Here is a 23,990-nt window from a genome sequence, read left to right as displayed (position 1 = left end):
ATACTCACCTCTTGTTATTTACTTTTGTATTTCTGTACTAAAAACCGGACATCATCTAATGAAAAGGATGAAAGAGGAAAAAAATGTCCTTCTGGGAATTTACGTTTGATAAGATCTACTAGAACATGACCAGGAGCCATTTCAACAAATAGTTTCACACCAAGTTCCTTCATAATAGTGGAACAGTTATACCATAAAACAGGATGAGAAACGTTAAAAGCTAAGTCTTCCTTAACAGCTGAGCCTGTTTGAAGTGGGCGAGCATTTTTATTTCCGATAAAAGGAACAGTAGGATCTGAAATTGTACATTTTTCAAGTTCCTCAAAAAGCGTTTTCCCTACGTCGTCCATAAGTGGACAGTGTGAAGGAACTGTCATGTTTAAAAATTTTGCTTTTGAGGCTCCCTGTTTTCTTGCTTTTTCTAACAAAACTTCTATACCTATCCGCTTTCCTGAAACAGTATACTGATCTTCCGCATTTTCATTAGCTATATAAACAGGCGTTGTTTCATTATGAATAGACTCCACAATGTAAACTAACTTTTCCTTGTTCAGCCCAACAACAACGCCCATGCCATATTCTTTTCCGCCAACGTTATCCATTAATTCAGCACGTTTTTTCACGACGTAAAGTCCATCTTCAAAAGATAGGACTTTTGCCGCTATAGCTGCAGCGAAACTTCCTATTGAATGCCCTGCAACAACGTGTGGATAAATTTTTTCCTCCTCAAGATGAGCTTCTAAAATAACGCCTTTTATAAACAAGCTAAGCTGAGTACCAACAGATGTATTAATGTACTCTTTATCATCAAGTAAAAGAGGATCGTAATCCAACCGATTTTGAGCTCTCTCAAGAAGTGAGGAAGTAAGAGTTGTTTGGGGGAGATCATCAAGCATCCCTTCATACTGCGTTCCTTGCCCTGGAAAAAGAAAAGCTATTTTGTTCATTGTTCCACCTCACCTCCTTAATTGAGATTTTCTAAAGAAAAGAACGCTCAAATTGTACGCAAAGCATTCTATTTATTATGTAATATCTTATTTTAGTGTATTCTTCTCTTTTCTTTATGTAAAATATGGATTCGTTTATAATAGATATAACTCTGGAGTTATAAGTAAGAAAGGAGAAACCTTTTCATGGATTTATTACAGCTTCGCTATTTTCAAACAGTAGCTAAATATGAACATATGACAAAAGCAGCAAAGTCTTTATATATTTCACAGCCTTCCTTAAGTAAAACGATTCGCACGCTCGAAAAAGAACTTGGTGTTGATCTTTTTTTGCGCAAAGGAAAAAGTATTAAGTTAAGTACGGCTGGAAAAGTGTACTTAGAGCATGTGGAAAAAGCCCTTTATTCTTTAGAACAGGGGAAAAAAGCGCTGCAAGGGTTACAGCCACATGTCTTTGGAACATTACGTTTCTCTATGCTTGTTGGTTCTCCTATTCTTCCTGAACTTCTTCAAAAGTTTAGTGAAATTCACCCTAAAGTGGAATTTCATATTAGTCAAAATATTGATGGTAGGGAAGTACCGAACTCCTTTGATATTTGTCTCTCTTCTTCTCTTATCAATTTAAAAAATGTAGAAAGTACTCGGCTTTTTACAGAACGAATTATGTTAGGCGTACCAAAAAGTCATCACCTTGCTCAAAAAGAAACGGTTTCCTTGCAGGAGATAAAAAATGAGCGCTTTATTTTACTAAATGAAAATAAAAATTTACGCAAAACGGCTCAGTCCATTTGTGAGCTCGCTGGCTTCTCGCCCACCATCTCTTATGAAAGCGACAATCCGTCAACAGTAAGAGATCTTATTAATGCAGGGCTTGGTGTTTCATTTATTCCCTCTATTACATGGCATAAAGTATTGAATTCAAGCGTCGTGTTATTACCAATAGAAGAGGCTTTTTCAGAACGAAACATTTACCTTTCGCTTCCTAAGGAAAAGCAGCATTCGAACGTTTCGTTGTCCTTCCAAACTTTCTTAATTGATTTTTTTTCAAATCTTACATCTTCAAAAGACTTTAAAGATATATAAAAATTGTATCTCTATTGGACCAATAAGTTATCAATCATAAAAAAAGCTCTTCCTCTAAAAGGAAAAGCTTTTTGTCCATTTGTTAATGATGTGAATGGTGATTATGTTCTTTCTCTTTTTCTGGTTCTAATAATTTTGCGTCCTCTTCTGAGAGTTCTCCAACAATCATCTGTCTTGTTGGCATAATATGAAGGTTCTTTGTTCGAACATCTGCTTTAACGTAGTAGATTCCATCTTCACTAAATGTGTTTACTACCTCATATGTTCCTTTCGCTGTTCTTTGTCCTTCTATCACTTTTTTATTCCCTTCATTTCCCTTTTTCCATATTTCAACATTCATTCTTTCCAGCTCTTCTACTTTCTTATCTTCCTTTGTTACTTCCACTTCTAAGCCTACTGCCTCATCCGGATTCATAGTTTCAGGAGTCATAATAACTGCTTTAAGTTTTTCTGACTGACGATACAATTTAGCCGCATCAGAATCAACACTACAAGCTGAAAGCAAAAGTATAATAACAAAGCTCGAAAAGAGATAAAAAAATTTTTTCATCATTTACACCTCTGAATCTTCTATCTTTTGTCTCCCTAAGCGTTTAGGAATCTTTTTAATTGTGGTACTCTCTTGACCACGAAGAAATCAAATAGAAGTACAACAATAATTGAAATGCCCACAAGCGGAAACAAAATTCCCATTATAATAATGATAAAAGATAAAATTTTCATTTGCTTTGGATTTTCAGCTGCTTTTGGAGCCCCAAGCTTACTTTTTGGCTTACGTTTCGACCAAAGATAAAAGCCGCTTAATACAATGCCTGAAATTCCTAAACAAACAAGAAGTCCTATAAGCTGATTCATAAGACCAAACTGTGTTCCTTTATGAATTGTAATACCAAAAGCGATCATTTTACCTAATCGTTTATAGCTATCATATCGATAATCAGCAAGTACGGCTCCTGTATATTGATCAATATGCATTGTCACTTCATCCTGTGCTTTAGGTGGAAATAATGAAAGCGTATATACCCCATCATCTGTTTGCGGAAATATAACGTTGTATCCTTTTGTAACATTTTGCTCATTGGCTACTTTTATTACATCATCAATTGAAAGTGGCAAAAGGTCTTTTGATGTTGAAAGAGGAACCTTCATTGTTTCAGCTGCCCAAGGTACATCTGCAATTTCTTTTGTTTGTACATCAGACTTCGGTGCGTCACCAACCCAAACAGAAGGCGGATATCCAAGTCCTGCATTTGTTGTAATCTGCTGAAACGTATTCCCCCACAAGCCAGACCACGGAAGACCTGTAAAAATAAGAAACAGTAAGCCTGCTGAAATCCAAAAGGCAGGTACTGCATGTAAATCTCTCGTAAGAACTTTCTTCTCCTTCGAAAAACGTGGCAGTACAACGCCCCAAAACTTCGTTTTTCTACGTGGCCACCATAAGTAAATACCTGTTACAACGAGCACAACCCCCCAACATGCAGCAAGTTCAACAATGCGATCTCCTATCGTACCTACCATAAGCTCTCCATGGAATTTTTCGATATTATCCATAAGGCGGTCTTTATCATTTAATTGTCCAATAACTTCTCCATTATGTGGATTCACAAAAATAGTATACGTTCCATCTTCTATATGAACGCCTACTTCTGATGAACGAGTAGGTGAATCACTTGGGCGATATTTATATACATGAGCATCTACATATTTTGACGTTACAGCTTCAATTTGTTTTGAAGGCGGGATGTTCCCCTCTTCATTTTCTACTTCATATAAATCTTGATACAAAAAGTTCTCAATCTGAGGTTTGAATAAATAGATTCCTCCTGTTATTGCTAATATAAGAAGAAAAGGAGTAAAAATTAACCCCGCATAAAAGTGCCATCTCCAAATTGTCTTATAAAGGGAGGAAGATGAAGTTTTTGCTATGGGATGTTCATCCCGGTGTGAAGTTTTATCATCTGATGTCATTTTGTGTTCACCTTCTTAATTTTAAAATAGATATTATTGTATAAAAGAACAAAATTTTCCGAAAAATGTTTCCTTATTAAGATTAGGTGACAGCTAACTATTAAACAAGAGGGGGAATGAAGAAAGATGTGAAAAAACATTGAACAAAAACGACAGGGCCTTTTGTTCTATAAAAAAACAGCTAAACCGTTAATGGTTTAGCTGTTTTGAGGAGCAAAAAGAGATTTGTCTTCAACTTTGTGGGTCACAAAGGTTAAAACCAAGCCAAATAAAATCATTCCTGAAGCAATTAATGTAATAAGGGTAAAACTTGCTCCAACATTTAAAAAGACTGTGCTTAGAGTTGCACCAATTGAATTAGCTAAATTAAAAATAGAAGCGGCAATCGTCCCTGAAAGTGATGGAGCTTCCTTTCCAGCTAAAATAATCTTAGCATTTAAAATTGGTGTTGTACCAAAGGTTCCAGCCCCAAATAAAAAGCACATGACAAAGGCTACAAATTTAAATGGAATAAGGAAAGTAAACAAAGCAAGAACGGCTGCTAATCCAATAAGAACCATCATTAGTCTTTCTGTTAAAAGATGTGGAGGGATTTTGCCAGATGCAAAAGTGCCAATAACAGCACCAACCCCAAAAACAAAAAGACCAATTGTAATATTCGTTACGTTAAAACCCGCAATTTGCGTAAGCATTGGTTCTGTAAATGTATATGCTGTAAAAACACCTGAAAAACCGAAAACAATAATAGCAAGCACAAGTAATACATTCCGATTTTTGAATATTTTCAGCTCTGAACGCAAATTAGGGGTAACACCAACCTTTTGATTTGGAACAACAAGAATAAGACCAATAAGTGAAATAAAGCCTAACAATGCTACAAACCAAAACACATAGCGCCAGTCAAAAATCCCACCAAGATAAGATCCAAACGGAACACCCAACATAATAGCAATTGTTAGTCCGCCTTGTACAGCTGCAATTGCTCGCGTTCCTTTCTCAGGTGTTGAAAGCGTAAAAGCAATGCTCATACATAAACCAAAGAAAGGAGCATGCATAACAGCAGATAACAAACGAGATAAGACAAGCACCTGAAAGTTTGGTGCCGTAGCTGCGATAATATTACTTATAATAAACAAGCCCATTAGACCAAGAAGAAGAGGCTTTGATGGTAATCTGATTGTTGCAATTCGCAAGAGAGGACCGAATATTGCAACGCTTATTGCATAAACGCTTAAAAGAAGTCCAGTTGTAGAAACATTCACATGTAAATCCTCAGCAAATTGAGTTAAAAGACCTGTTACAACATATTCAGTCATTCCAATAGCGAATGTTGAAATCATAAATACAGTTAAAATAATATTTCGGGAAGCAGAGAATCTGCTCATATTCTTCTCTCTCCTTTCATTCTATATTTTCATACAAATGACTAGGATATAGGATTTTCTCATAAAAGTCTATAGAAATGCAGTCATTATAAAAAAATCTTTACAAACCTTCTCCACATTTTTACGTACCCTTATGAATTGTAGAAAAGAAGGTTTATAAAGGACAGAAAAAGGATTTCTAACTATACTACATAAAGGAGCTAGAAATTTAACGTCACCTATACAATAAAAAAGACGCTATTTTTGCGCCTTTTTACGTTAATTTTTTTATAAACTAGAATTCATTGCAAAATGAACACGATTTCTTCCATTTCTTTTTGCCTCAAACAAAGCCTCATCTTTTGTCTTAAAATAAGAATAACAACAAAGAAAAAAGCTCAATAAACCTGCAGCTGCTACAACAGTAATATACAAGCATAATTCTTCCACGATTCGTTCCCTCTCAACAGTTAAAAAGAACTATTTTTCGTTTCGTTATATAGAAAATCTATACTTATGGACTAGTTTTTAATTTATTCTCTCATTTTATTTCTTCTAGCTCATCTTCTGTTACCCATTTGTGATTTTTCACTTCTTTTCCTGATGTTTTTGATGTATAGCTTACCGTATAAACTGTCGTTTCCTTAGCGGACACAATCGTTGCCTCTGCTCCCTTCATCCCTTTCATATGGTTTGCTTCAAGAATAACTTTATCTCCTTTTTCTATTGTTTCGTTTCCTGCATTTTTTATCTCTTCTTGAATCACCCATTTATGATTTTTGACCGTCTTCCCTCCTGTTGTTGGCTTATATGAGACAACATAAGCTACTGTGTTATAGGCCCCTTCAATAGTTGCTTGTGCTCCTTTCATTCCTTCCATATGACCTGATGTAATAATAGCTTCGCTTCCAATTTTAAAATGAGGGTGTTTTTCCTTTTGTAAATCTTCAGGGACTTTCTCGGTTCCACTATGCTCTTCTTTATGCTGATTTTCATTCTGCATTGTTGTCTCTTCTGTAGCCTTTGAGTCACTTTTCTCACTACATCCGCTAAGACTTATACTAGCTGCTAATCCTATCAAACCAAGCTTTTTATACATCGTCACCACTCCTCTCTTTATTCTCTTTCACAATATACCCTATATAGGTATAAAACAAGCTATAATATGCCCATTTTCTTTTAAAATCGTGATGCTTTTAAAATTTTTTAACTTATTATTTTAAAAACTAATCGAAGAAATTTAAAGAGGCGAATGACCTTTTTCTTTTAAAAAAATGCTAAAATTTTTTCTCTTTACAAATTAAATTTTTAGCAGTATATTACCTATGAAAACATCATATTGAAATTCCATTTCACCTTATATCGCTTAATCTGTAAGGAGTGGGGGACCCAATTTTTGTGCTTTGTCACTAGGGGTGAATCCTTTTAAAAAGGTAGGGCTACTCTAAAGGCCCGAATCCGACAGCTAACCTCATCAGCGTTTATAGAGAAGGTTTGCTTTATGCTGCTTAATATGAGCGCTAAGGAAAACCTTAGGGCTCTTTTTTTGCGCTCTTTTTTAAGTCTAGTAAACACTTCCTTCATGAAATGGCAAAATCTTAGGAGGAAAAATGATGAACTATTTAGCTCTTAAAAAGTGGTTAATCGGAAAGCCTTTAAAATCAAACGAGCTTGGAGAGCAGAAGTTAAGTAAACTAAAAGCGCTTGCTATTCTCTCGTCTGATGCGCTATCTTCTGTTGCATACGGTCCTGAACAGATTTTAATTGTTCTTGCAACAGTTGGAGTTGTGGCATATTGGTATTCTATTCCAATCGCTATTGGAGTCCTTGTTTTACTAATGGCGCTTATTCTTTCTTACCGTCAAATTATTTATTCTTATCCTGAAGGTGGCGGAGCTTACGTTGTATCGAAAAAGAACTTAGGAGAAAATCCTGGACTTATTGCAGGTGGCTCACTTTTAGTTGACTATATTTTAACCGTTTCAGTAAGTATTGCAGCTGGAACAGACGCCCTTACATCGGCTTTTCCTGCCATTCACGATTATAAAGTACTTATCGCTTGTATACTCGTTATTGTTATTACTCTTTTAAATTTACGAGGTGTGACAGAATCGGCGTCTGTCCTTGCTTATCCTGTGTACCTCTTTGTAATTGCTCTTTTAATCTTAATTGCAGTTGGTCTTTGGAATGTTGCAACAGGGCAAACTCCACCTGTTACACATACAGCAATGGGTACAGCCGTTCCGGGAGTTAGCTTATTTCTTCTATTACGAGCTTTTTCATCAGGATGCTCAGCTCTTACAGGAGTTGAAGCTATCTCAAATGCTGTAACAAACTTTAAAAAACCTGCTGCTCAAAATGCAGTCAGAACGCTTAGCGCAATGGGAATCATTTTGGCAATCCTTTTTTCAGGAATTATTTTTTTAGGCTATTGGTATGGCATTTCTCCAAAAGGAAATGAAACAGTTGTCTCCCAAATCGCAGCTGAAGTTTTGGGAAGAAACGGATTATACTATTTCGTTCAGGGAACGACAGCCTTGATTCTAATTCTTGCAGCAAATACAGGATTCTCAGCCTTTCCTCTTCTAGCTGTTAATCTTGCAACAGACAAATATATTCCGCGGATGTTCACTATTCGTGGAGACCGATTAGGTTATTCAAATGGAATTGTGACTCTTGGTGCTGCTTCTATTTTGCTTATTGTTATTTTCAATGGCCAGACGGAAAAACTTATTCCGCTCTATGCTGTTGGTGTATTTATCCCTTTTACACTTTCACAAACAGGAATGATTGCAAAGTGGCTGAAAGAAAAGCCTAAAGGATGGCAAGGAAAAATGATTATTAACCTAGTCGGCGCTCTTATTACATTTATTGTACTCATTATTTTCTTTACAACAAAGTTCACTCAAGTATGGGCAGTACTCATTTTCTTACCAGTTATGGTTCTAGCTTTTCATCGTATTAAACGTCATTATGAAGCAGTTGGTGAACAGCTTCGCATTTCAGATGACGATCAAACCACATTTGCTTTATCAGGAAATGTAGTGATCATTCCTGTCGCAGGAATGACGAAAGCTGTAGAACGTTCATTAAGTTATGCAAACCTTATCGGAGATACCATTATTGCTGTTCACGTTGCTTTTGATCGCAAAAGTGAAAAAGTACTTGAAGAAAAATGGAAAAGAGTACATCCAGACATTCGACTTGTTACGTTTTATTCTCAATATAGAAGCCTTGTCCGTCCGCTTCTGCGGTTCATCGACATTGTGCGAGAAAAATCAAAAGATAGCAATATGGCAGTAACAGTCCTCATTCCACAGTTTATTACAAGCAAAAGCTGGCATAATATGCTTCACAATCAGTCAAGTTTATTGTTAAAAGCACATTTGCTTTATCGAAAAAACGTTATTGTAACAACTCTTCCATTCAAATTTAAGAAATAACTAAAAAAGGAAAGCGTATTTTTCATCATAAATACGCTTTCCTTTTTGCTTACTTCTGTTATTATGACTTTCTCCGCATAAATTTCCAGTAATTGAAAAAGATAAAAAGAAGCTTATTTTATAAAAGGAGGGTATTTATGAAGTTTCTCTACCCCGTTTTTATCCTTCTCTTTTCTTTACTAAATAGAAGAAATCTTTTTTGGTATGAAGGTGCTATTTTTCCTTTTTTCCCGTTTAAGCAGGTTAATCCCAATAATCTCAGCTCCTATAAACCGCTCTCTTTTTCTAAACAAAACAGATTATCAGAAAGAGCTTGAAAATGGAGAGAATTTTTTGGAGTATTGCTTTCCCAGGGTTTGGTCAATTTTTAAACGGAAAATATATAAAAGGAATTACGTTTATCATTTTAGAACTAGTAATTAATGTAAGAGCAAATTTTAATGAAGCGATTTACTATAGCTTTCTAGGAAAAATTGAGAAAGCTTCTGAAACAGCTGAGATAGGATGGCTCATGTTTTATCCTTGTATCTATTTTTTTGCAATGTGGGATGCCTTTAAAGATGACGGCGGTGGGAAACATCCGTTAACGTTCCTTCCCTTTGCCTTCTGCGCTTACTCGGTAACAGTTGGACTTATGTATTATTCAAAAATTGAAATTGCCCATCAGAATTTAGGACCTGTGTTTCTTCCTATGCTCTTTGTAATTCCAGGCATTTTAATAGGGCTGTTACTCAAAATACTGCTATCTTTTTTGCTAAACGTAAAAAAAGAGCAGAACTAATTCTGCTCTTTTTATTACATTTGATTTGGTCTGCTCGTTCCCGTTTCAACAGGTTTAAGCTCTGGAGAAGCTTGTTTTTCTGGAAGGTTGTCCACATTTCCGCTCATTGTTTTGTTCTCGGACGCTTTAGGATATGCTTCAGCAGCTTGTGAACCTGCTTTTGCTACTTTTGAACCTACCTCTTTAATATCTTCTTTAGAATCTTTGACTGTTGAAACTGCATCTGAAGAAATGTCTTTCACTTCTTCTACTTTGCTAAATACGTCTTCATTAAATTTAGCATACAAATCTTGTGCATCACTAATAGCATCTTTTAGAGTCGTTGAAGCCGTCTTAAAACGGTCAATCATTTGATTTTTTGTTTCTTGAGGATTTTCTTTTACATTCACTAACATTTCTTTTGAAGAAGCAGTCATTCCCGATGCTGCCTTTTTTACTTTGCTGCGCGTTGTGGAATCAAAAAGAGTAAGAGCTCCACCGATAATTCCACCAATAATGATTCCTTTTAAAAGCTTACTATTTGCTTCTTGATCCGTATATTCTTTATGCATTTGTTTGTTCATCCTTTTCTCCTCCTCTTTTTATCGCTTAACTTACTATTCCTCTTCCCCCTTCTTACTAAGAGTAAACCAAAAAGCATTTCATCACGAAATGCTCTCTATTTAGCTGCAATACGCTCGTATACATCTCTTAGCGTTTCACACCCTGATTTCTGAACTTTTTTAACATATGTGCACCACAGCTTTGCTGTAAGCTTCGCGTCTCCAAGCGCATGATGGCGATTCTCTACAACGATGTTATTATCAAGGCACCATTCTTCAAGTGGCTTATTATCATTTTTCTTATCAGCAATTCGATATAAAAAAGAAGTATCAATAATTCGGTGTTTTAAAGGTGAGCGAAATAGCTTCCAGCTTACATGCTGCAAAAAATTCTTTTCATGATTTGCATGATGAGCAACAATTGGCATATCTCCTGCAAAAGAAAAGAAGTCAATGAGCACATCTGATAGAGAAGGAGCATTTTTGACCATTTCTTCATTAATTCCCGTTATCTCTTTGATCTCTTTTTTTAAGGTTCCTTCATATCGAACAAGCGAATAAAATGATTTCGCTTCTATCATTTCTCCCTTTTCTACTTTCACAGCTCCAATAGAAAGAATTTCATCCCCTTTGTTAGGAAAAAAACCAGTTGTCTCTAAATCCAACACAACGACATCAAGTTCACAAAGAGGTACATTCAATGCTCTTTCTACATCAAGTTCACGTTGAAGCTGACGCAAATAAGCGATTTGCTGAGAACTCATCCCTTGAGCTCCACCAAAAATACTGGCGTTTAGCTTACCATGCATCTCCCTCATAAAATGAATAAACGGCTCAAACCCCATTATCTAACATCCTTTTTTGATAATCTTTTGTACATATTCATGTAGCTTTCTCCCATTCTTCAAAATGTGCTTTACTTCTTTTTTTTCATCTTTGCTCAACTTTTTAATATTTAAGTAATGTACTTCATCATATGTTGTGGATGTTTTAAAAAGCGAGACTCTATAGCTTAACAGTCGTTCAAAATCCTCATAGTACGATTTCAGCTCTTTATAGCAAGGAAACGAGCAAAGTTCAGAGAGCCTTTCTAAAGTTGACGTTGCATGAATACCCTCCTTAATTGATAAAAGACGAACGCTGTTTACATATGGCATAAAAGCAGCATTTTTAATATGAATAGAGTCTTTATGTGCCCCATTATCTTCAACAAAGATTTGCCCAAATGGACCAACCGCTTTTTTCACATGCATCATATTATCTAAAAAACGCCTTAATAATGTGGGATGTTCTTTTTTAAAATCATGCACTTTGTTTTTTAATGTTGTGATGTACTTCTCTTCTCCAACAAGGGAGCGAGCATCATAAAAAATTTGCAAATAACGCATACTCTCCCAACTTTGTGAATCCATCCATCCTAGAAGCTGTTCTTCCCACTCCTCTAACGATTTTCTCCATACTTTATTTGAACTCATTACATTTCCTTCACAATAAGGATAGCCAACTTCATTTAAACCAAATGAAAGTTCTTCTCCAAGAGATTTAAAATATGTTTCATACTTTTTGCTTTTCGTCTCATATACAAGTCCATGATCTTGATCACTCGCAACACCTTGTTCACGCCTTCCAGCACTTCCGACTACAAACCATAAAAAAGCACATGGTGGTTCACCACTTTGCTTTTTTATCGTTTGAAAAGCTTTGTTAAACACCTTTCTCATCAGCTCATCGTGAAATTCATTTAACTTCTTGTTATCTGTCAAATAAGCTTGAATGTGTTCAGAACGCCATTCTTTTAGTTCTTTGTACTGAGCTTCATTTTGCACTGTGCCACTTCCTTTTCTTATACTAAAAGGGAACACTTTCTACTGAAATGAAATAAAATCCTCCACTTTCTTTTATGGAGGATTTTATTTCATTTATTGCAAAGTTTTCTCTTTCTTTATGAACTAAGCTTATTGTTTTCTTTTTGTGTTGTAAAGGCTTCAGGATATCCGTAGCTCCCATGCTCGCTCATATCTAATCCCATAATTTCTTCCTCTTCTGTTACGCGAAGTCCTCCCATCACTTTTTTAATAATAGCTAAAATAATGAAAGAAACAACAAAAGCATAAAGAGCAGAAACAGCTACACCTGTGAATTGGACGCCAAGTTGGTCAAATCCACCACCGTAGAACAAACCTGGTTTTCCAACTGTAGCAAGTTCAGGCGTTGCGAAAAATCCTGTTGATAATGTTCCCCAAACCCCTGCTACACCGTGAACAGATAAAGCAAAAATCGGATCATCAATACGTCTTCTTTCAAAGAAACGTGCACTATAAAATACGATAAGTCCACCAATGAAACCAATAACAACAGCTGCCCACGTCTCAACAAATGCACAAGAGGCCGTAATGGCAACAAGTCCTGCTAATGCTCCATTTAAGATAGTTGGAACATCTGATTTTCCAAGCACAAGCCATGAGATAAGAAATGCTGCAACAGCTCCAGCTGCTGCAGCAAGGTTTGTATTAAGAGCAACAAATCCAAAAAAACCATCTGCTACAGAAACTGTACTTCCCGCATTAAAACCGAACCATCCTACCCATAAAATGAGCACGCCTAGAGCAGTAAACACTTGGTTATGACCATAAATGTTGTTTGCTGAACCGTCTTTATTATATTTACCAATACGAGGTTTTAAAAGAATCGTTGCTGCTAGCGCAGCCATAGCGCCTGTTAAATGAACAACCGTTGATCCAGCAAAGTCTTGCTTACCGTGCTCAGCTAACCAACCTCCGCCCCAAATCCAATGCGCAACAACCGGATAGATAAGTGCCGCAAATAAAATAGAGAAGATAAAATAAACCGACATTTTTGCTCGCTCTGCAAATCCACCTAACGCGATAGTTAACGAGATTCCAGCAAAAGCTAATTGAAAGACAAAGAATACAGCCGTTGAAAGTCCTTGCCCTTCAATTTCATAACCGGAATAGAAAAAGTGAGATAAACCAACAAGAAAGTTTGCATTATCTCCAAAGATAAAAGCAAATCCAACTGCCCAAAAGACAAGGGAAGAAATGCCGAATGTAAAAATTGTTTTCCCAGCAATATGGCCGGCGTTTTTCATTCGCGTTGATCCTGCTTCAAGAAGAATGAATCCACCTATCATAAAAATAACTAAAATTGCTCCAAGCATAACCCAAACGCTGTTCATCAAAAATTCCATATCCATATGATTGCCCCCTTTTTTCATCACAAATCTCTTTAGTTACATCAAGTGTTACTTTTCCTTACATTTAATGATTTAATTTTATTTTATAGCATTAGAAAGAAAAGTCAACACCATTTTTTAAATTTTCAGATTTATCGTGTTAGAACTTCTTACATAGTTTCAATTCATTTGAAATTGTATAAATTGTTTACATACAAAAAAGCAAGGATTGAACATTCAATCCTTGCTTACTTTAATATGTGATAAATTAACTCTTCTTGGTTCTTTATATTCCAACCTTCATTTTCTGCATTGTACTTAGCTTCCTCAATTGTTCCGATAAAGTCCATTCTTCCTTCTTTTAAAACTCCCATGCGGTGACAAATGGTTGTAATCTCACTCATATCATGTGTTGTATAAATAATTGTTGTTCCTTCAGCAGCTAGCTCTTTTACATAACGATTAATTTCAAACTTAGATTGAATATCTATTCCAACCGTTGGCTCATCCATAATTAAAATAGATGGTTCATGAATGAGGGCAATACCAATATTAAGCTTTCGCTTCATTCCACCTGATAGATTTTCAACTCTATCATTCCACCTGTCACCAAGTCCTACTTTCTCACATAGTTTATAAAGTTCTTCCTTCGATTTTTTACGTTTTGAGAGTTTACTCCAAAACGTAAAGTTGTCTTTTACCGTAAACTCTTCCCATAGAGCTAAGTCTTGAGGAACATAACCAATCTGTTCCCGTACTTTTTTCTTATGTTTTCGAAGATCGAGTCCTTGAACAGTAATCGCGCCTTTAGAGGGCGGAACAATGGTTGCTAGCAACGATAACAACGTAGACTTTCCCGCTCCGTTTGGACCAAGAAGTCCAAAGATTTCCCCTTTGCGGATGGAAAGTGAAACCCCTTTTAATGCCATTCTTCCCTTATATTTTTTATACACGTCTTTTATAACAATTATCTTTTCTGTTTCTGTATTTTCCATACTGTTCCTCCCCATAAAATCACGCTTATTCCGATTATAAAAGCACTAAAACTGTAATAATACTCATGAGCAAAAGATGCTTTTACAAAAAGCGATTGAGGCATCCAAGCTGATATATGTCCTAAAAAAGGTGAAAAATCACTGAGTGAAAAGAAACTTCCACCAAAAGCGCTTATCATCATTACAACTAAAAAAGATAGCAAATAATAGTTTCCATTAGAACGTATAAAGCTTGCCATAAACATACTTAACATACTAGAAAACAAACTAAATATGATCATACTTACTAATACTTTTATATTCATTGTAATATGGTGAAAGTATAACAAGACACCAAAAGATAATGCGGCGCTTCCAAACAAGAAGAGAAGTTGTGATCCTGATTTCCCGTAAAGATAGGCCGTGAGTCCTTTATATGTTGTTCTCATTCTCGAAAACAAAAGCTGCTCTTTTAAAACCCATTCATTCATAATAAAACAAAGAAGCAATACTGAGAAGCTCCATAGTCCTAGATAAGAATTAAAACTCCCTTTAGTTTCTCTATTACCGAACTTTTCTCCCTCTTGTTTATACTGGATTGTCATAAGGGGTTCTGGTTCCCACTGGTCGTCTGAATAACGATATGCATCTTTCCAAATCTCTTCCTTATCTATATCTATTTTTCTCTTGTCATAAATGGCAATAACCCGGTTAGCAGCTTTTGCGTTGCTTGTCAGACGGGTTACTTCGCTTGCGACAAGTTCACGAACGATGCGATAAGTAAGAGATGAAGGTGTAGAAACTAGCTTAATAACACCCTCTCTTTCTTCGAGTTTTATTTTTTCTTCAAATCCCTCTTCAATGATAAAAACGCTATCTACTTTATTCTGTCCTAAACGACGAAAAGCTTCCTTTTGCGTTGCTGTTGAAACGTCTAAAAGATCCTGCTTTTTCATTCGATCCACAACAAGTTTTGACGAGGTACTGTTATCTTTATCAACAAAAACGACTGGAATTCTAATCTCGCTTCCCTGCTTTTCGATCAGCCCTCCAGCTCCTACTGCAAGTAGAACAGGGAAAAGAAAAAGCAGCCACGTTGTCCATTTTTTTAGCATTTGTTTAATATTTAATTCTATTAATCTCATATTACTTCTCTCCTCTTCCTAACTTGAATTTCATCAACGTTAGAGCTAGAAAAGCACATGAAAGGAAAAGAAGCGATAGAGAGGATTTTAGAAAATGGTTATATTCTTCTCCACTAAATAAGGCAAGAAACGATTTTAAAATAATAGAGTTCGGATAATACACTTCAAGCCACAAAAGTCCTTCTGGAAAATAGACAGGTGGGATAAGATGGCCTCCTAAAAGAGCGCTAACAATCATAAAAAAGAGTCCAAATAGTTGATAAAACTGAATACGCTTTGTTAATGCTTCGATCATGATAAATAAACTTATAAAGAAAAAGGCTGAAATTACGGTTAAACCTCCAAAAATCCACCTATTTTCCACGGCTTTTAATCCGAGACTTTCAAAGATAGGCACTCCAAGCAGAAGCGAACATATACTAATTAGAAGAAGCAAAGCAAAACCTTTTCCGATACTAATGGAAAAGAGTGAAATATGACGTGAAACAAAACGATGATCTAATGCTTTCGTTTGCTTTGTTCGCAGCAAAAATAGCCCTCCATAACTCCAAAACATAATAAGCAACACATAAAATGAGACCGCATAGTACTGAATGACATTTTGACTGAACAATCCCTTTACAACATCATGAGAAAAGGCTTCGTTCCTTTCTAAAACGTGAAAAGAAAATGAAAGCAGAGAAGATCTAAATTCTTTTTCAAGCTCACTTTCCGAAAAACCAGCATCTTCTGAAAATTTATATACAGTATTTATTCCACTTTGTGATGCTGAAACAAAGTCAGCCGCGCTCTTCATAAGATAGGCAACAAGCTCAGATTGAAGAGGTCTTCTACTGTTTCCTATTACTTCAACTGGAATATTTTCTCCATTTTTTAATCCTTCACTAAATCCTTCGGGCACAATAATAATGGCCGCTATTGTATTTCTCTTTAAAAGTCTATTTGCTTCATTTATATCTGTTTCAATTGGCGTAATTAATTTATGTAATTCTTCATTTTCTGTAAACTGCTGAAGAATAAATTGCGTTTCAAACGTATTGTCTTCATCAACAATGCTAACCGAAAATGACTTAACTTGCTCTTCCTTGTGAAATAGCGCACTAAATGTAACGCCAAGAGTTGCCATAAGAGCTAGCGGAATGAGCAAAAGCAAAATTGTCATGCGCCAGTTTTTTAAAAGTATTTTAAAAGAAAGTAAAAAAAACGTGCCTGTCCGCTTCATCTCATTCACCCGCCGCTAACTGGTGGTATAAAAGCAACAACGTCGTTTTCAGATAATTTTTCCTCATCAAAAGCGTACTCTTCGTTAACAGCTACCATTACATTATCCAATAGAAAATTATATTTCTTTTGAAGCATTTCTTTAAGTTCTCCAACCGTTTGACCACTATATTGCACACGAAGCTCTGACTTTCCTACTTGTTCTTGCAAGCGTGCAAAAAGTAAAATTTTAATCATTTTGTTCTCCTTCCTTCTGAGGCTTTCCATCTGGATATGGAATTGTTTCAAGCTGATCTCCAATCCACTGTTCCCCATCTTCCCAAAACTCTTTTTTCCAGATTGGGACAATTTGTTTAATTCGTTCAATTGCATACTCGTTCGCCTCGTATGCATCACGTCGATGAGGAGTTGAAACAGCGATAACAACGGCAATATCTAAAATATCTAGCATTCCAATTCTGTGCGTAATCGCTACTTTTACATCTCCCCACTTTTCTTCTATTTCTTTGCCAATTTTCTCAAGCATTTTAACCGCCATTTTGTCATATGCATCATATTCTAGCTTCAGCGTACGCTTCCCTTTTGTAAATTCTCTTACTGTACCAATAAAAGTTGTAACGGCTCCTGCTTCACGCCTCATCACTTTCTCCATTACTTTGTTTGGCTCAATCGGTTCGCGCACAATTTCAAATAGTTGATTCATCATTCATCACTTCCTTAAAATAATTACCTAACCATTCAGTAAACTCATTGCTATGAATAGAATATACAGGATAAGGTCCCTCGGGAATTGGCCCCCATGTTAAAACAAGTAACACGTTCGATAGATTCTTAAGCATATGTACATCTTCTTCACTTTTCACTAAACAGATTTTAGGATATGCCTCTTCTTTATACCCTTCTACAATAATCATTTCAATAGAAAAAAAACGATAAAGTTCGATAAGCTCATCAAGCATCCATTTTTCTTTTTTGATGGAAAGTGAAAAAAGACCGCCCCCTTCTACTCCCGAGACATCAGCACCAGCAAGGCGATGTCTTACACTATCCTTTCCTTCTACATTATAGGGTTCTCCTCCGTGACCATGATGTTTAATAGTGGCAACACGCACGTGCTTCTTTTTCAAATAAGAAACGATTTTTTCTACCAGTGTTGTTTTGCCACTATTTTTATAGCCTACAACCTGCAAAATATGGGCCATAAAATCACTTCCTCTTATGTATAATCCTTCTTCTAGTTTACCATGAAAATGATCTGAATAATGTGGTATTCCCTTCCCTTTAAAAAGAACGACGCTTTTGGTAAGTATCTTGATCATTAATATTCAGAAAAGCAGAAGAAGGACTTTTAAGGTTATTAGCAAAAAGAACAGAAATCGAGTCTAGAAGACTGCTCATTCTCAAGTTCCCTTCTTCAAGATTCTCTATAATAAAAGGAAGCGTTCTTTTATGATAAAGAGCGATTAACGGCTGCTTCTTTCCTTCTATCACAGGCACAATTGCATCAACACGTTCGTCTCTGAGTTCTTTTAATTCAGCAAGCACACCACCTGTTATATTTGGTGTATCACAAGGGAGAATAGCGTACCAGTTTGCTTTTATTTTTTTCATTGCCGTATACAAGCCTGCCAGAGGTCCTTTTCCACGATATTTTACATCATCTAGATACACTCCGTCATACCTCATTTTTAATTTTTCTGCAAGGGATGGATGACTAATAATTACTGTTTTTTGTGTTTCTTCATTAAGTGCTTCAAATGACCATTGATAAAATTCTTTGTCTTTCCAATGAGCAAAAGCTTTTTGTCTTCCAAAACGTCTAGACTCTCCTCCTACTAGTAACACCCCTGCTATGTCCATAGAATTCCCCTTCCTTTTTTAGTTGATTATGTCACAGTTTTTTCAGTACCTCAATGCACGCGTTTAAGGTTACTTCGTAAAAACGGGCAACTTGTCTAATTCATTAACCTATACGTTTTATGTTATTTTGCATAAGCTAAAAGTACAGAAAGAAAGAGGGAAGTTAGATTTACTTTAGAAACAAAGGAGGGCAATAAAATGGGCTTTAATTCCGGCTTTGCATTAGTTGTCGTTTTGTTCATCTTGCTTATCATCATCGGTACTTCTTACACTTACTAAGAAGAAAAAGAGCCTCTGAGCGCTTGTAAGCTCAGAGGCTCTTTTTTATTTTTTAGGGCCAAAAAATTTATTTTTAGTCTTCTTAACCATTTTCCCAGTTGTATCTGCAGATTTCCCAATCATCTCGTTTGCCTTGCTTGATGTTCCTTTTAAAATGTTCGAAGATGTATCTGTTACCTTTCCAACTAATCCACCTTTTCCAGATACGCCTTTAACAATATTGTTTGCTGTGTCAACTGTTTTATGAAAAAGCTCATTTACCTCATTTGACGTATTTTTCACAAATCCTCTTTTTTGCCCATCTCGTTGGTTCTCCTCACGTTGTGAAATAATAGTCTCCTCCTTTATATTCTGCTTATCTTCATACTTATGAACAGCATTGGTTGTCCTAGAATATTTCTTTCGTTTTCTAGATAAAAACCTATGTACATTTCTCTTTATAGCAAAACAAAACATCAAGAAAGATAAATGTCAGAATAGTTTTATTTTAATTAATTAAAGATAGCGCTTACATCATATACAGCAAGCGGTACAACAAAGTTTCAGTTTTCACAACAATAGGTTTAGAACCTTGAACAATGGGTAATATTTTGTTAGGTTTAGAAACCATAAGCGATTTATTCATATTTTTGTTTTTGTGTCAATATGACGTAAGAAGAAAAATGTGAAAAAAATTACAGAGTTGTGGAGATATTGAACTACCGTACTCTTCTCAATATCTCGAGAGAGGAGGAACCGAAAACTTTCCATTTTATTTCAGGCGTAATGAGCCCATCATTGCGAGAAAATAAGTAAAAAGATTTTATGTTCTTATAAACCACATTAGTCGTAAGTTTTGTAATGTTTTAAGGAGGAAGTTGATGTCTGGAAATTTTAAAAAGTCCATATCATTATTTGATCTTATTCTTATTGGATTAGGAGCAATCTTCGGTTCAGCTTGGCTTTTTGCTGTAAGTAGTGTTGCTTCAAAAGCAGGTCCAGTAGGAAGTTTTTCTTGGTTAATCGGGGGGGCCATTATTCTTTTAATTGGTCTCGTTTATGCTGAGCTCGGGGCAGCATTACCTCGTACAGGTGGAATTCTTCGGTACCCAGTATATTCACACGGTCCGTTAGTTGGGTATCTCATTTCTTTTGTAACGATTATCGCCTATACAAGCCTAGTTTCGATTGAAGTAACGGCAGTTCGTCAATATTTAGCGTTCTGGTTCCCAGGGTTAACAAAAGCTAATTCAGAGTCACCAACTGTTATTGGATGGCTGTTGCAGTTTGCTTTACTCGCTCTATTTTTCTTACTGAACTACTGGAGTGTTAAAGCATTTACAAAAGCAAACGCTATTATTTCAGTTTTTAAATATTTAGTTCCTGTAACAATTATCGTTATTCTTGCTTTCCATTTTAAATCAGCTAACTTCTCAGTAGCTGGGTTTGCCCCATTTGGTGGACAAGGAGTTCAAACAGCAATTGCAACAGGTGGCGTAATGTTTGCTTACCTTGGCTTACATCCAATTGTTTCAATTGCAAGTGAGGTGAAAAACCCACAGCGTAACATTCCGATTGCGTTAGTTGTTTGTATTATTCTTTCAGCTCTTATTTATACAGCAATGCAAGTTCTTTTCCTCGGAAGTATTCCAACAGATATGATCGGTAACGACTGGGCACAAATTGCTGATAAATTTTCACTTCCGTTTAAAGATATTGCCATTGCATTAGGTTTAGGTTGGTTAGCTGTCATTGTTGTGTTAGACGCTGTTGTTTCTCCAGGAGCGAGTGGAAACATCTTTATGAATACAGCATCTCGTCTCGTTTATGCATGGTCACGTACTGGAACTCTTTTCAAAACGTTCTCAAAGGTAGACAAAGGAACAGGAATTCCTCGTCCTTCTCTATGGCTTTCATTCGGACTATCTGTATTCTGGACATTACCATTCCCATCATGGGACGCGCTTGTTAACGTTTGTTCGGTTGCCCTTATTCTTTCATATGTAGTAGCTCCCATTTCATCTGCTGCGTTTAGAGTAAATGCAAAAGACCTAAAAAAACCGTTTAAACTTAAAGGGATGAGCGTTATCGCACCCCTTTCATTTATCTTTGCAAGCTTTATCGTATATTGGTCAGGATGGAAAACAAACTCTTGGTTATTAGGTTCTCAGCTTGTTATGTTTGTTCTATACCTTATCTTCTCTAAATATGTGCCAACAAAAGAAGTAAGCTTAGCACAACAATTAAAATCTGCTTGGTGGTTAATTGCTTATTACGTTATCATGCTTGTTATTTCTTACCTTGGTTCATTTGGTGGAGGAACAGAGACATTAAAAAATCCTGTAGACTTAATTCTTGTCGCTATAGTAGCATTAGCTATTTACTACTGGGCTAAATATAGCGGATTGCCAAAAGCAATTATTGATAATGATGAGCCTACACCTGAAGAGAAAGCGGAAGCTGAAGTTAAAGCAGAACCTGCTAAATAACGCTTGTTTTACAAACTGGATAAAGTTAAAATAAAAGCTGCCTTCTGGCAGCTTTTATTTTTCACAAAGGAGCTATTAAAATGAACTATGAAGGCTTATTAAAAGCTTATTTATCTCTTTGGAACAACCGCCAGCTTTCTTCCTATAAAGAAGCGGAAGAAAAACTTAAAGAGCTTATAAAAGAAGATTTAAGTTCAGCATGGTCACACCCTCGTATTCGTAAAGCAAAAGAAGTTCAGCTTACAACTGCCCTTACTCGAATTGAACAGTCCTCTTTAGAAAATGAGACAAAGCAAGCATTAAAAGCTTTGTATGAACAAATTTATGATGCGATAAAATAAACGTCAAGGAATTCATTCCTTGACGTTTATTTTTTATTTATACGAAAAAGCCTTTTCCGCTTTCTCAAATGCTTGTTTTAAATCTTCTTTTAAATCCTCAACATCTTCAAGGCCAACTGAAATACGAAGAAGATGCTCTGTAATGCCTCGTTCTTCTTTATCTTCTAGAGGCATACTTGCATGAGTCATTGTAGCAGGATGCGTTAAAATGCTCTCTACTGCTCCAAGGCTTACTCCAACGGAAGAGAGAACAACATGATTAAGCGTCTCTTTTGCTACTTCTTTATCTTTTAATTTAAAGGAAATGATAGCCCCGTAGCCACTTGCTTGCTCACTTGCTAAGTTGTGCTGTGGATGAGATGGAAGTCCTGGATAATACACCTCATCTACTTGCGAGTTATCACTTAACCACTGCGCAAGCTCTAAAGCTGACTTTTGTTGCTGATCTAGACGTACTTTTAGTGTCTTAATCCCTCTTAATAGAAGCCAACTATCATTAGGACTTAAAATTGCTCCAAAAGCGTTTTGTACAAATCCAATTTTCCCAGCAAACTCTTCGCTATTTGTAATGGCAACTCCAGCTACAACATCACTGTGACCTCCAAGATATTTCGTTGCGCTATGAACGACAATATCTACGCCTTTATCAAGCGGTTTTTGTAAGTATGGCGTCATAAACGTATTATCCATAATTGTAAATAAATCATGATCTTTTGCAACGCGCACAATTTCTTTAATATCTGTTACGTGTAAAAACGGATTTGATGGAGTCTCAAATAAAATCGCTTTTGTTTTTTCTGTAATATGTTGTTCTACTTCTTTAATATCTGTTGTATTAGCAAACACAGCTTTAATATTAAAATTAGTGAAAAGCTGTGTAACCGCTCTGAATGTTCCCCCATATACATCGTGTGAAACGATAATTTCGTCTCCACTTTTTAACAAGCATAAAACGGAAGAAATAGCAGCCATACCTGATGAAAAAGCAAATCCATACGTTCCGTTTTCTAAAGATGCAACAGTATGTTCTAGAGCTTCTCGTGTAGGGTTACCTGATCGAGAATAATCGTAGCGGTTATTTTTTTGCTGATTAAACGTAGTTACTTGATAAATAGGCACATTGACAGAACCAAATGGCTCTTCAACATGAGTTTTAGCGTGTATAAGCTTTGTGCTGAACTTCTGATCTTTTGTACTCATCAAATCTCTCCTTAAAGTCTTGAATTAAATCTTCTCCATGCTCAATACCAACTGATAAACGAAGCAAGCAATTCGTTACTCCAATTTCATTTCGAACATCCTCTGGGATATCGGCATGTGTTTGGCGTGCAGGGAACGTAATTAATGTTTCAACGCCTCCTAGGCTCTCAGCAAACGTAACTACTTGAAGATGTTCTAATAAGAACGGCACTAGTGCTTCTTCTTTTACAGAGAAGGAAAGCATTCCTCCAAAGCCTTTTGCTTGCTTCTTCATTACGTTATAGCCTGGATGACTCTCTAACCCTGGATAAAATACTTTATCAATTAAATCTTGTTCTTCAAGCCACTGAGCAATTTTCAAAGCATTTTCCTCGTGACGATCCATTCTTAGTGCCAATGTTTTTAAGCCACGAAGAAGGAGAAAACATTCCTGCGGTCCAAGAATAGCACCAATAGCATTTTGAAAAAAGCGAATTTTTTCACCAAGCTCACAACATCGACTAACAACAAGTCCACCAATAACATCATTGTGCCCGCCGATATACTTACTTGCACTATGCACAACAAGATCTGCACCAAGTACAAGTGGCTGCTGTAGATATGGAGACATAAATGTGTTATCAACAATTGTTAGAAGATCATGTTCTTTTGCGATAGCAATTGCTTCATGCAAATCTGTAACGTGCATAAGTGGATTTGTTGGTGTTTCAATAAATAGAGCTCTTGTATTTTCTTTTACATTTCTTTTTATCTCTTCTGTATTTTCAGTGTTAACATATGTAACCTCTACGTCACTTTTCTTCACAATATCTTCAAGAATACGATATGTTCCACCATATAAGTCTTTCGAGATAATAAGATGATCGCCTTTTTCAAGGAGAAGGAAAATGGCTGAGATAGCAGCCATACCTGATGAAAAAGCAACTCCTATTTCTCCTTTTTCAAGAACCGCAATTGCTTCTTCAAGCGATGTTCTAGTAGGATTGGCTGTTCTAGAATAATCGTAACCTGTACTTTCTCCTAAACGAGGGTGTTCAAATGTAGATGCCTGATAAATTGGCGTTGTAAGTGAACCTGTTGCAGCATCTCTTTTCATTCCTGACCTTACTAACTCTGTTTCAATACGCATAATATTCTCCCTTTCTTCCTCAATATAAAAAAGCCACTCTTTACAAATG

At 36.1% G+C, this 23,990-nt stretch carries 26 protein-coding genes and 1 riboswitch; of the genes, 6 read left to right on the top strand and 20 right to left on the bottom strand.

Going from position 1 to position 23,990, the window contains the following annotated elements; all coding sequences use genetic code 11:
* Positions 1 to 14: 14 nt before the first annotated feature.
* Positions 15 to 947 carry an ACP S-malonyltransferase gene (locus B9N79_RS14775; RefSeq protein WP_046216779.1) on the bottom strand — a complete coding sequence of 311 codons (933 nt, stop codon included), beginning with the start codon at positions 945 to 947 and terminating at the stop codon, positions 15 to 17.
* Between the two features lie 186 nt (positions 948 to 1,133).
* Between B9N79_RS14775 and B9N79_RS14770 the strand changes: the two genes are divergently transcribed.
* Positions 1,134 to 2,030: a LysR family transcriptional regulator gene (locus B9N79_RS14770; protein WP_040058229.1), complete on the top strand. Its 897-nt coding sequence runs from the start codon at positions 1,134 to 1,136 to the stop codon at positions 2,028 to 2,030.
* Positions 2,031 to 2,112: 82 nt separating this feature from the next.
* Here B9N79_RS14770 and B9N79_RS14765 read toward each other — a convergent pair whose 3' ends face one another.
* The 5 genes from B9N79_RS14765 to B9N79_RS14750 all read right to left on the bottom strand — a co-directional run bounded on the left by B9N79_RS14765 (position 2,113) and on the right by B9N79_RS14750 (position 6,464).
* On the bottom strand, positions 2,113 to 2,580 hold the full coding sequence (locus B9N79_RS14765) for a FixH family protein (protein ID WP_040058230.1): 468 nt from the start codon (positions 2,578 to 2,580) through the stop codon (positions 2,113 to 2,115).
* 35 nt (positions 2,581 to 2,615) lie between these two features.
* A complete protein-coding gene (locus B9N79_RS14760; protein WP_046216777.1) occupies positions 2,616 to 4,001 on the bottom strand; it encodes a PepSY-associated TM helix domain-containing protein in 1,386 nt (461 codons plus the stop codon).
* A 197-nt stretch (positions 4,002 to 4,198) separates the two neighbouring features.
* On the bottom strand, positions 4,199 to 5,386 hold the full coding sequence (locus B9N79_RS14755; RefSeq protein WP_019393079.1) for an MFS transporter: 1,188 nt from the start codon (positions 5,384 to 5,386) through the stop codon (positions 4,199 to 4,201).
* 267 nt (positions 5,387 to 5,653) lie between these two features.
* Positions 5,654 to 5,815 (bottom strand): hypothetical protein, encoded by a 162-nt coding sequence (locus tag B9N79_RS26165; RefSeq protein ID WP_156134400.1) that lies wholly within the window; start codon positions 5,813 to 5,815, stop codon positions 5,654 to 5,656.
* Between the two features lie 91 nt (positions 5,816 to 5,906).
* The gene (locus tag B9N79_RS14750; RefSeq protein WP_046216776.1) at positions 5,907 to 6,464 is read right to left on the bottom strand and encodes a YdhK family protein; all 558 of its coding nucleotides are present in this window, start codon (positions 6,462 to 6,464) and stop codon (positions 5,907 to 5,909) included.
* Positions 6,465 to 6,718: 254 nt separating this feature from the next.
* A riboswitch (cyclic di-AMP (ydaO/yuaA leader) is annotated at positions 6,719 to 6,861 on the top strand.
* A 117-nt stretch (positions 6,862 to 6,978) separates the two neighbouring features.
* On the opposite strand from B9N79_RS14750, the gene B9N79_RS14745 reads away from it, so the two are divergent.
* Complete coding sequence (locus B9N79_RS14745) at positions 6,979 to 8,808, top strand: APC family permease (protein WP_046216775.1); 1,830 nt, start codon at positions 6,979 to 6,981, stop codon at positions 8,806 to 8,808.
* A 319-nt stretch (positions 8,809 to 9,127) separates the two neighbouring features.
* Positions 9,128 to 9,589, top strand: coding sequence for a hypothetical protein (locus tag B9N79_RS14735; protein WP_019393074.1), 462 nt, complete (start codon positions 9,128 to 9,130; stop codon positions 9,587 to 9,589).
* 14 nt (positions 9,590 to 9,603) lie between these two features.
* Here the strand turns inward: B9N79_RS14735 and B9N79_RS14730 are convergent, their stop codons facing one another.
* From B9N79_RS14730 to B9N79_RS14680, 11 genes are all read right to left on the bottom strand, one after another.
* Positions 9,604 to 10,152, bottom strand: coding sequence for a hypothetical protein (locus tag B9N79_RS14730; protein WP_052264301.1), 549 nt, complete (start codon positions 10,150 to 10,152; stop codon positions 9,604 to 9,606).
* 95 nt (positions 10,153 to 10,247) lie between these two features.
* Positions 10,248 to 10,976 carry an exonuclease domain-containing protein gene (locus B9N79_RS14725; protein ID WP_040058235.1) on the bottom strand — a complete coding sequence of 243 codons (729 nt, stop codon included), beginning with the start codon at positions 10,974 to 10,976 and terminating at the stop codon, positions 10,248 to 10,250.
* A gap of 3 nt (positions 10,977 to 10,979) precedes the next feature.
* Positions 10,980 to 11,957 (bottom strand): DUF294 nucleotidyltransferase-like domain-containing protein, encoded by a 978-nt coding sequence (locus B9N79_RS14720; RefSeq protein WP_040058236.1) that lies wholly within the window; start codon positions 11,955 to 11,957, stop codon positions 10,980 to 10,982.
* Between the two features lie 116 nt (positions 11,958 to 12,073).
* Positions 12,074 to 13,345: an ammonium transporter gene (locus B9N79_RS14715; protein ID WP_040058237.1), complete on the bottom strand. Its 1,272-nt coding sequence runs from the start codon at positions 13,343 to 13,345 to the stop codon at positions 12,074 to 12,076.
* A gap of 227 nt (positions 13,346 to 13,572) precedes the next feature.
* Positions 13,573 to 14,319, bottom strand: a complete 747-nt coding sequence (locus B9N79_RS14710; protein WP_048896719.1) for an ABC transporter ATP-binding protein — start codon at positions 14,317 to 14,319, stop codon at positions 13,573 to 13,575.
* Positions 14,292 to 15,443: an ABC transporter permease gene (locus B9N79_RS14705; RefSeq protein ID WP_040058238.1), complete on the bottom strand. Its 1,152-nt coding sequence runs from the start codon at positions 15,441 to 15,443 to the stop codon at positions 14,292 to 14,294. The genes B9N79_RS14710 and B9N79_RS14705 overlap by 28 nt, the downstream gene beginning before the upstream one ends.
* A 1-nt stretch (position 15,444) precedes the next feature.
* A complete protein-coding gene (locus B9N79_RS14700; RefSeq protein ID WP_046216774.1) occupies positions 15,445 to 16,665 on the bottom strand; it encodes an ABC transporter permease in 1,221 nt (406 codons plus the stop codon).
* Between the two features lie 5 nt (positions 16,666 to 16,670).
* Positions 16,671 to 16,901, bottom strand: a complete 231-nt coding sequence (gene moaD, locus B9N79_RS14695) for a molybdopterin converting factor subunit 1 (RefSeq protein ID WP_040058240.1) — start codon at positions 16,899 to 16,901, stop codon at positions 16,671 to 16,673.
* Entirely contained in the window at positions 16,894 to 17,370 is a 477-nt protein-coding gene (locus B9N79_RS14690) for a molybdenum cofactor biosynthesis protein MoaE (RefSeq protein ID WP_040058241.1), read from the bottom strand. Before B9N79_RS14690 ends, moaD begins: the two co-directional genes overlap by 8 nt.
* A complete protein-coding gene (gene mobB / locus B9N79_RS14685; RefSeq protein ID WP_046216773.1) occupies positions 17,351 to 17,866 on the bottom strand; it encodes a molybdopterin-guanine dinucleotide biosynthesis protein B in 516 nt (171 codons plus the stop codon). Before mobB ends, B9N79_RS14690 begins: the two co-directional genes overlap by 20 nt.
* A gap of 79 nt (positions 17,867 to 17,945) precedes the next feature.
* Positions 17,946 to 18,524 carry a molybdenum cofactor guanylyltransferase gene (locus B9N79_RS14680; protein WP_040058242.1) on the bottom strand — a complete coding sequence of 193 codons (579 nt, stop codon included), beginning with the start codon at positions 18,522 to 18,524 and terminating at the stop codon, positions 17,946 to 17,948.
* 198 nt (positions 18,525 to 18,722) lie between these two features.
* Between B9N79_RS14680 and B9N79_RS14675 the strand changes: the two genes are divergently transcribed.
* Positions 18,723 to 18,803: a YjcZ family sporulation protein gene (locus tag B9N79_RS14675; RefSeq protein ID WP_074842781.1), complete on the top strand. Its 81-nt coding sequence runs from the start codon at positions 18,723 to 18,725 to the stop codon at positions 18,801 to 18,803.
* A gap of 45 nt (positions 18,804 to 18,848) precedes the next feature.
* Here the strand turns inward: B9N79_RS14675 and B9N79_RS14670 are convergent, their stop codons facing one another.
* Entirely contained in the window at positions 18,849 to 19,085 is a 237-nt protein-coding gene (locus tag B9N79_RS14670; RefSeq protein ID WP_019393062.1) for a hypothetical protein, read from the bottom strand.
* Between the two features lie 578 nt (positions 19,086 to 19,663).
* On the opposite strand from B9N79_RS14670, the gene B9N79_RS14665 reads away from it, so the two are divergent.
* Positions 19,664 to 21,271, top strand: coding sequence for an APC family permease (locus B9N79_RS14665; protein ID WP_040058243.1), 1,608 nt, complete (start codon positions 19,664 to 19,666; stop codon positions 21,269 to 21,271).
* An 80-nt stretch (positions 21,272 to 21,351) separates the two neighbouring features.
* Entirely contained in the window at positions 21,352 to 21,612 is a 261-nt protein-coding gene (locus B9N79_RS14660) for a hypothetical protein (protein WP_040058244.1), read from the top strand.
* 33 nt (positions 21,613 to 21,645) lie between these two features.
* On the opposite strand, the gene B9N79_RS14655 is transcribed toward B9N79_RS14660, so the two are convergent.
* Together B9N79_RS14655 and B9N79_RS14650 are read right to left on the bottom strand one after the other, a co-directional pair.
* Positions 21,646 to 22,812: a trans-sulfuration enzyme family protein gene (locus B9N79_RS14655; protein WP_040058245.1), complete on the bottom strand. Its 1,167-nt coding sequence runs from the start codon at positions 22,810 to 22,812 to the stop codon at positions 21,646 to 21,648.
* Complete coding sequence (locus B9N79_RS14650) at positions 22,766 to 23,941, bottom strand: trans-sulfuration enzyme family protein (protein ID WP_040058502.1); 1,176 nt, start codon at positions 23,939 to 23,941, stop codon at positions 22,766 to 22,768. Before B9N79_RS14650 ends, B9N79_RS14655 begins: the two co-directional genes overlap by 47 nt.
* Between the last annotated feature and the right edge of the window lie 49 nt (positions 23,942 to 23,990).

This window comes from Priestia filamentosa, assembly GCF_900177535.1.
In the GTDB taxonomy this organism is placed as follows: domain Bacteria; phylum Bacillota; class Bacilli; order Bacillales; family Bacillaceae_H; genus Bacillus_I; species Bacillus_I filamentosa.
Note: the sequence above shows the minus strand (reverse complement) of the source record. Positions and strands in the feature narration are given on the sequence as shown.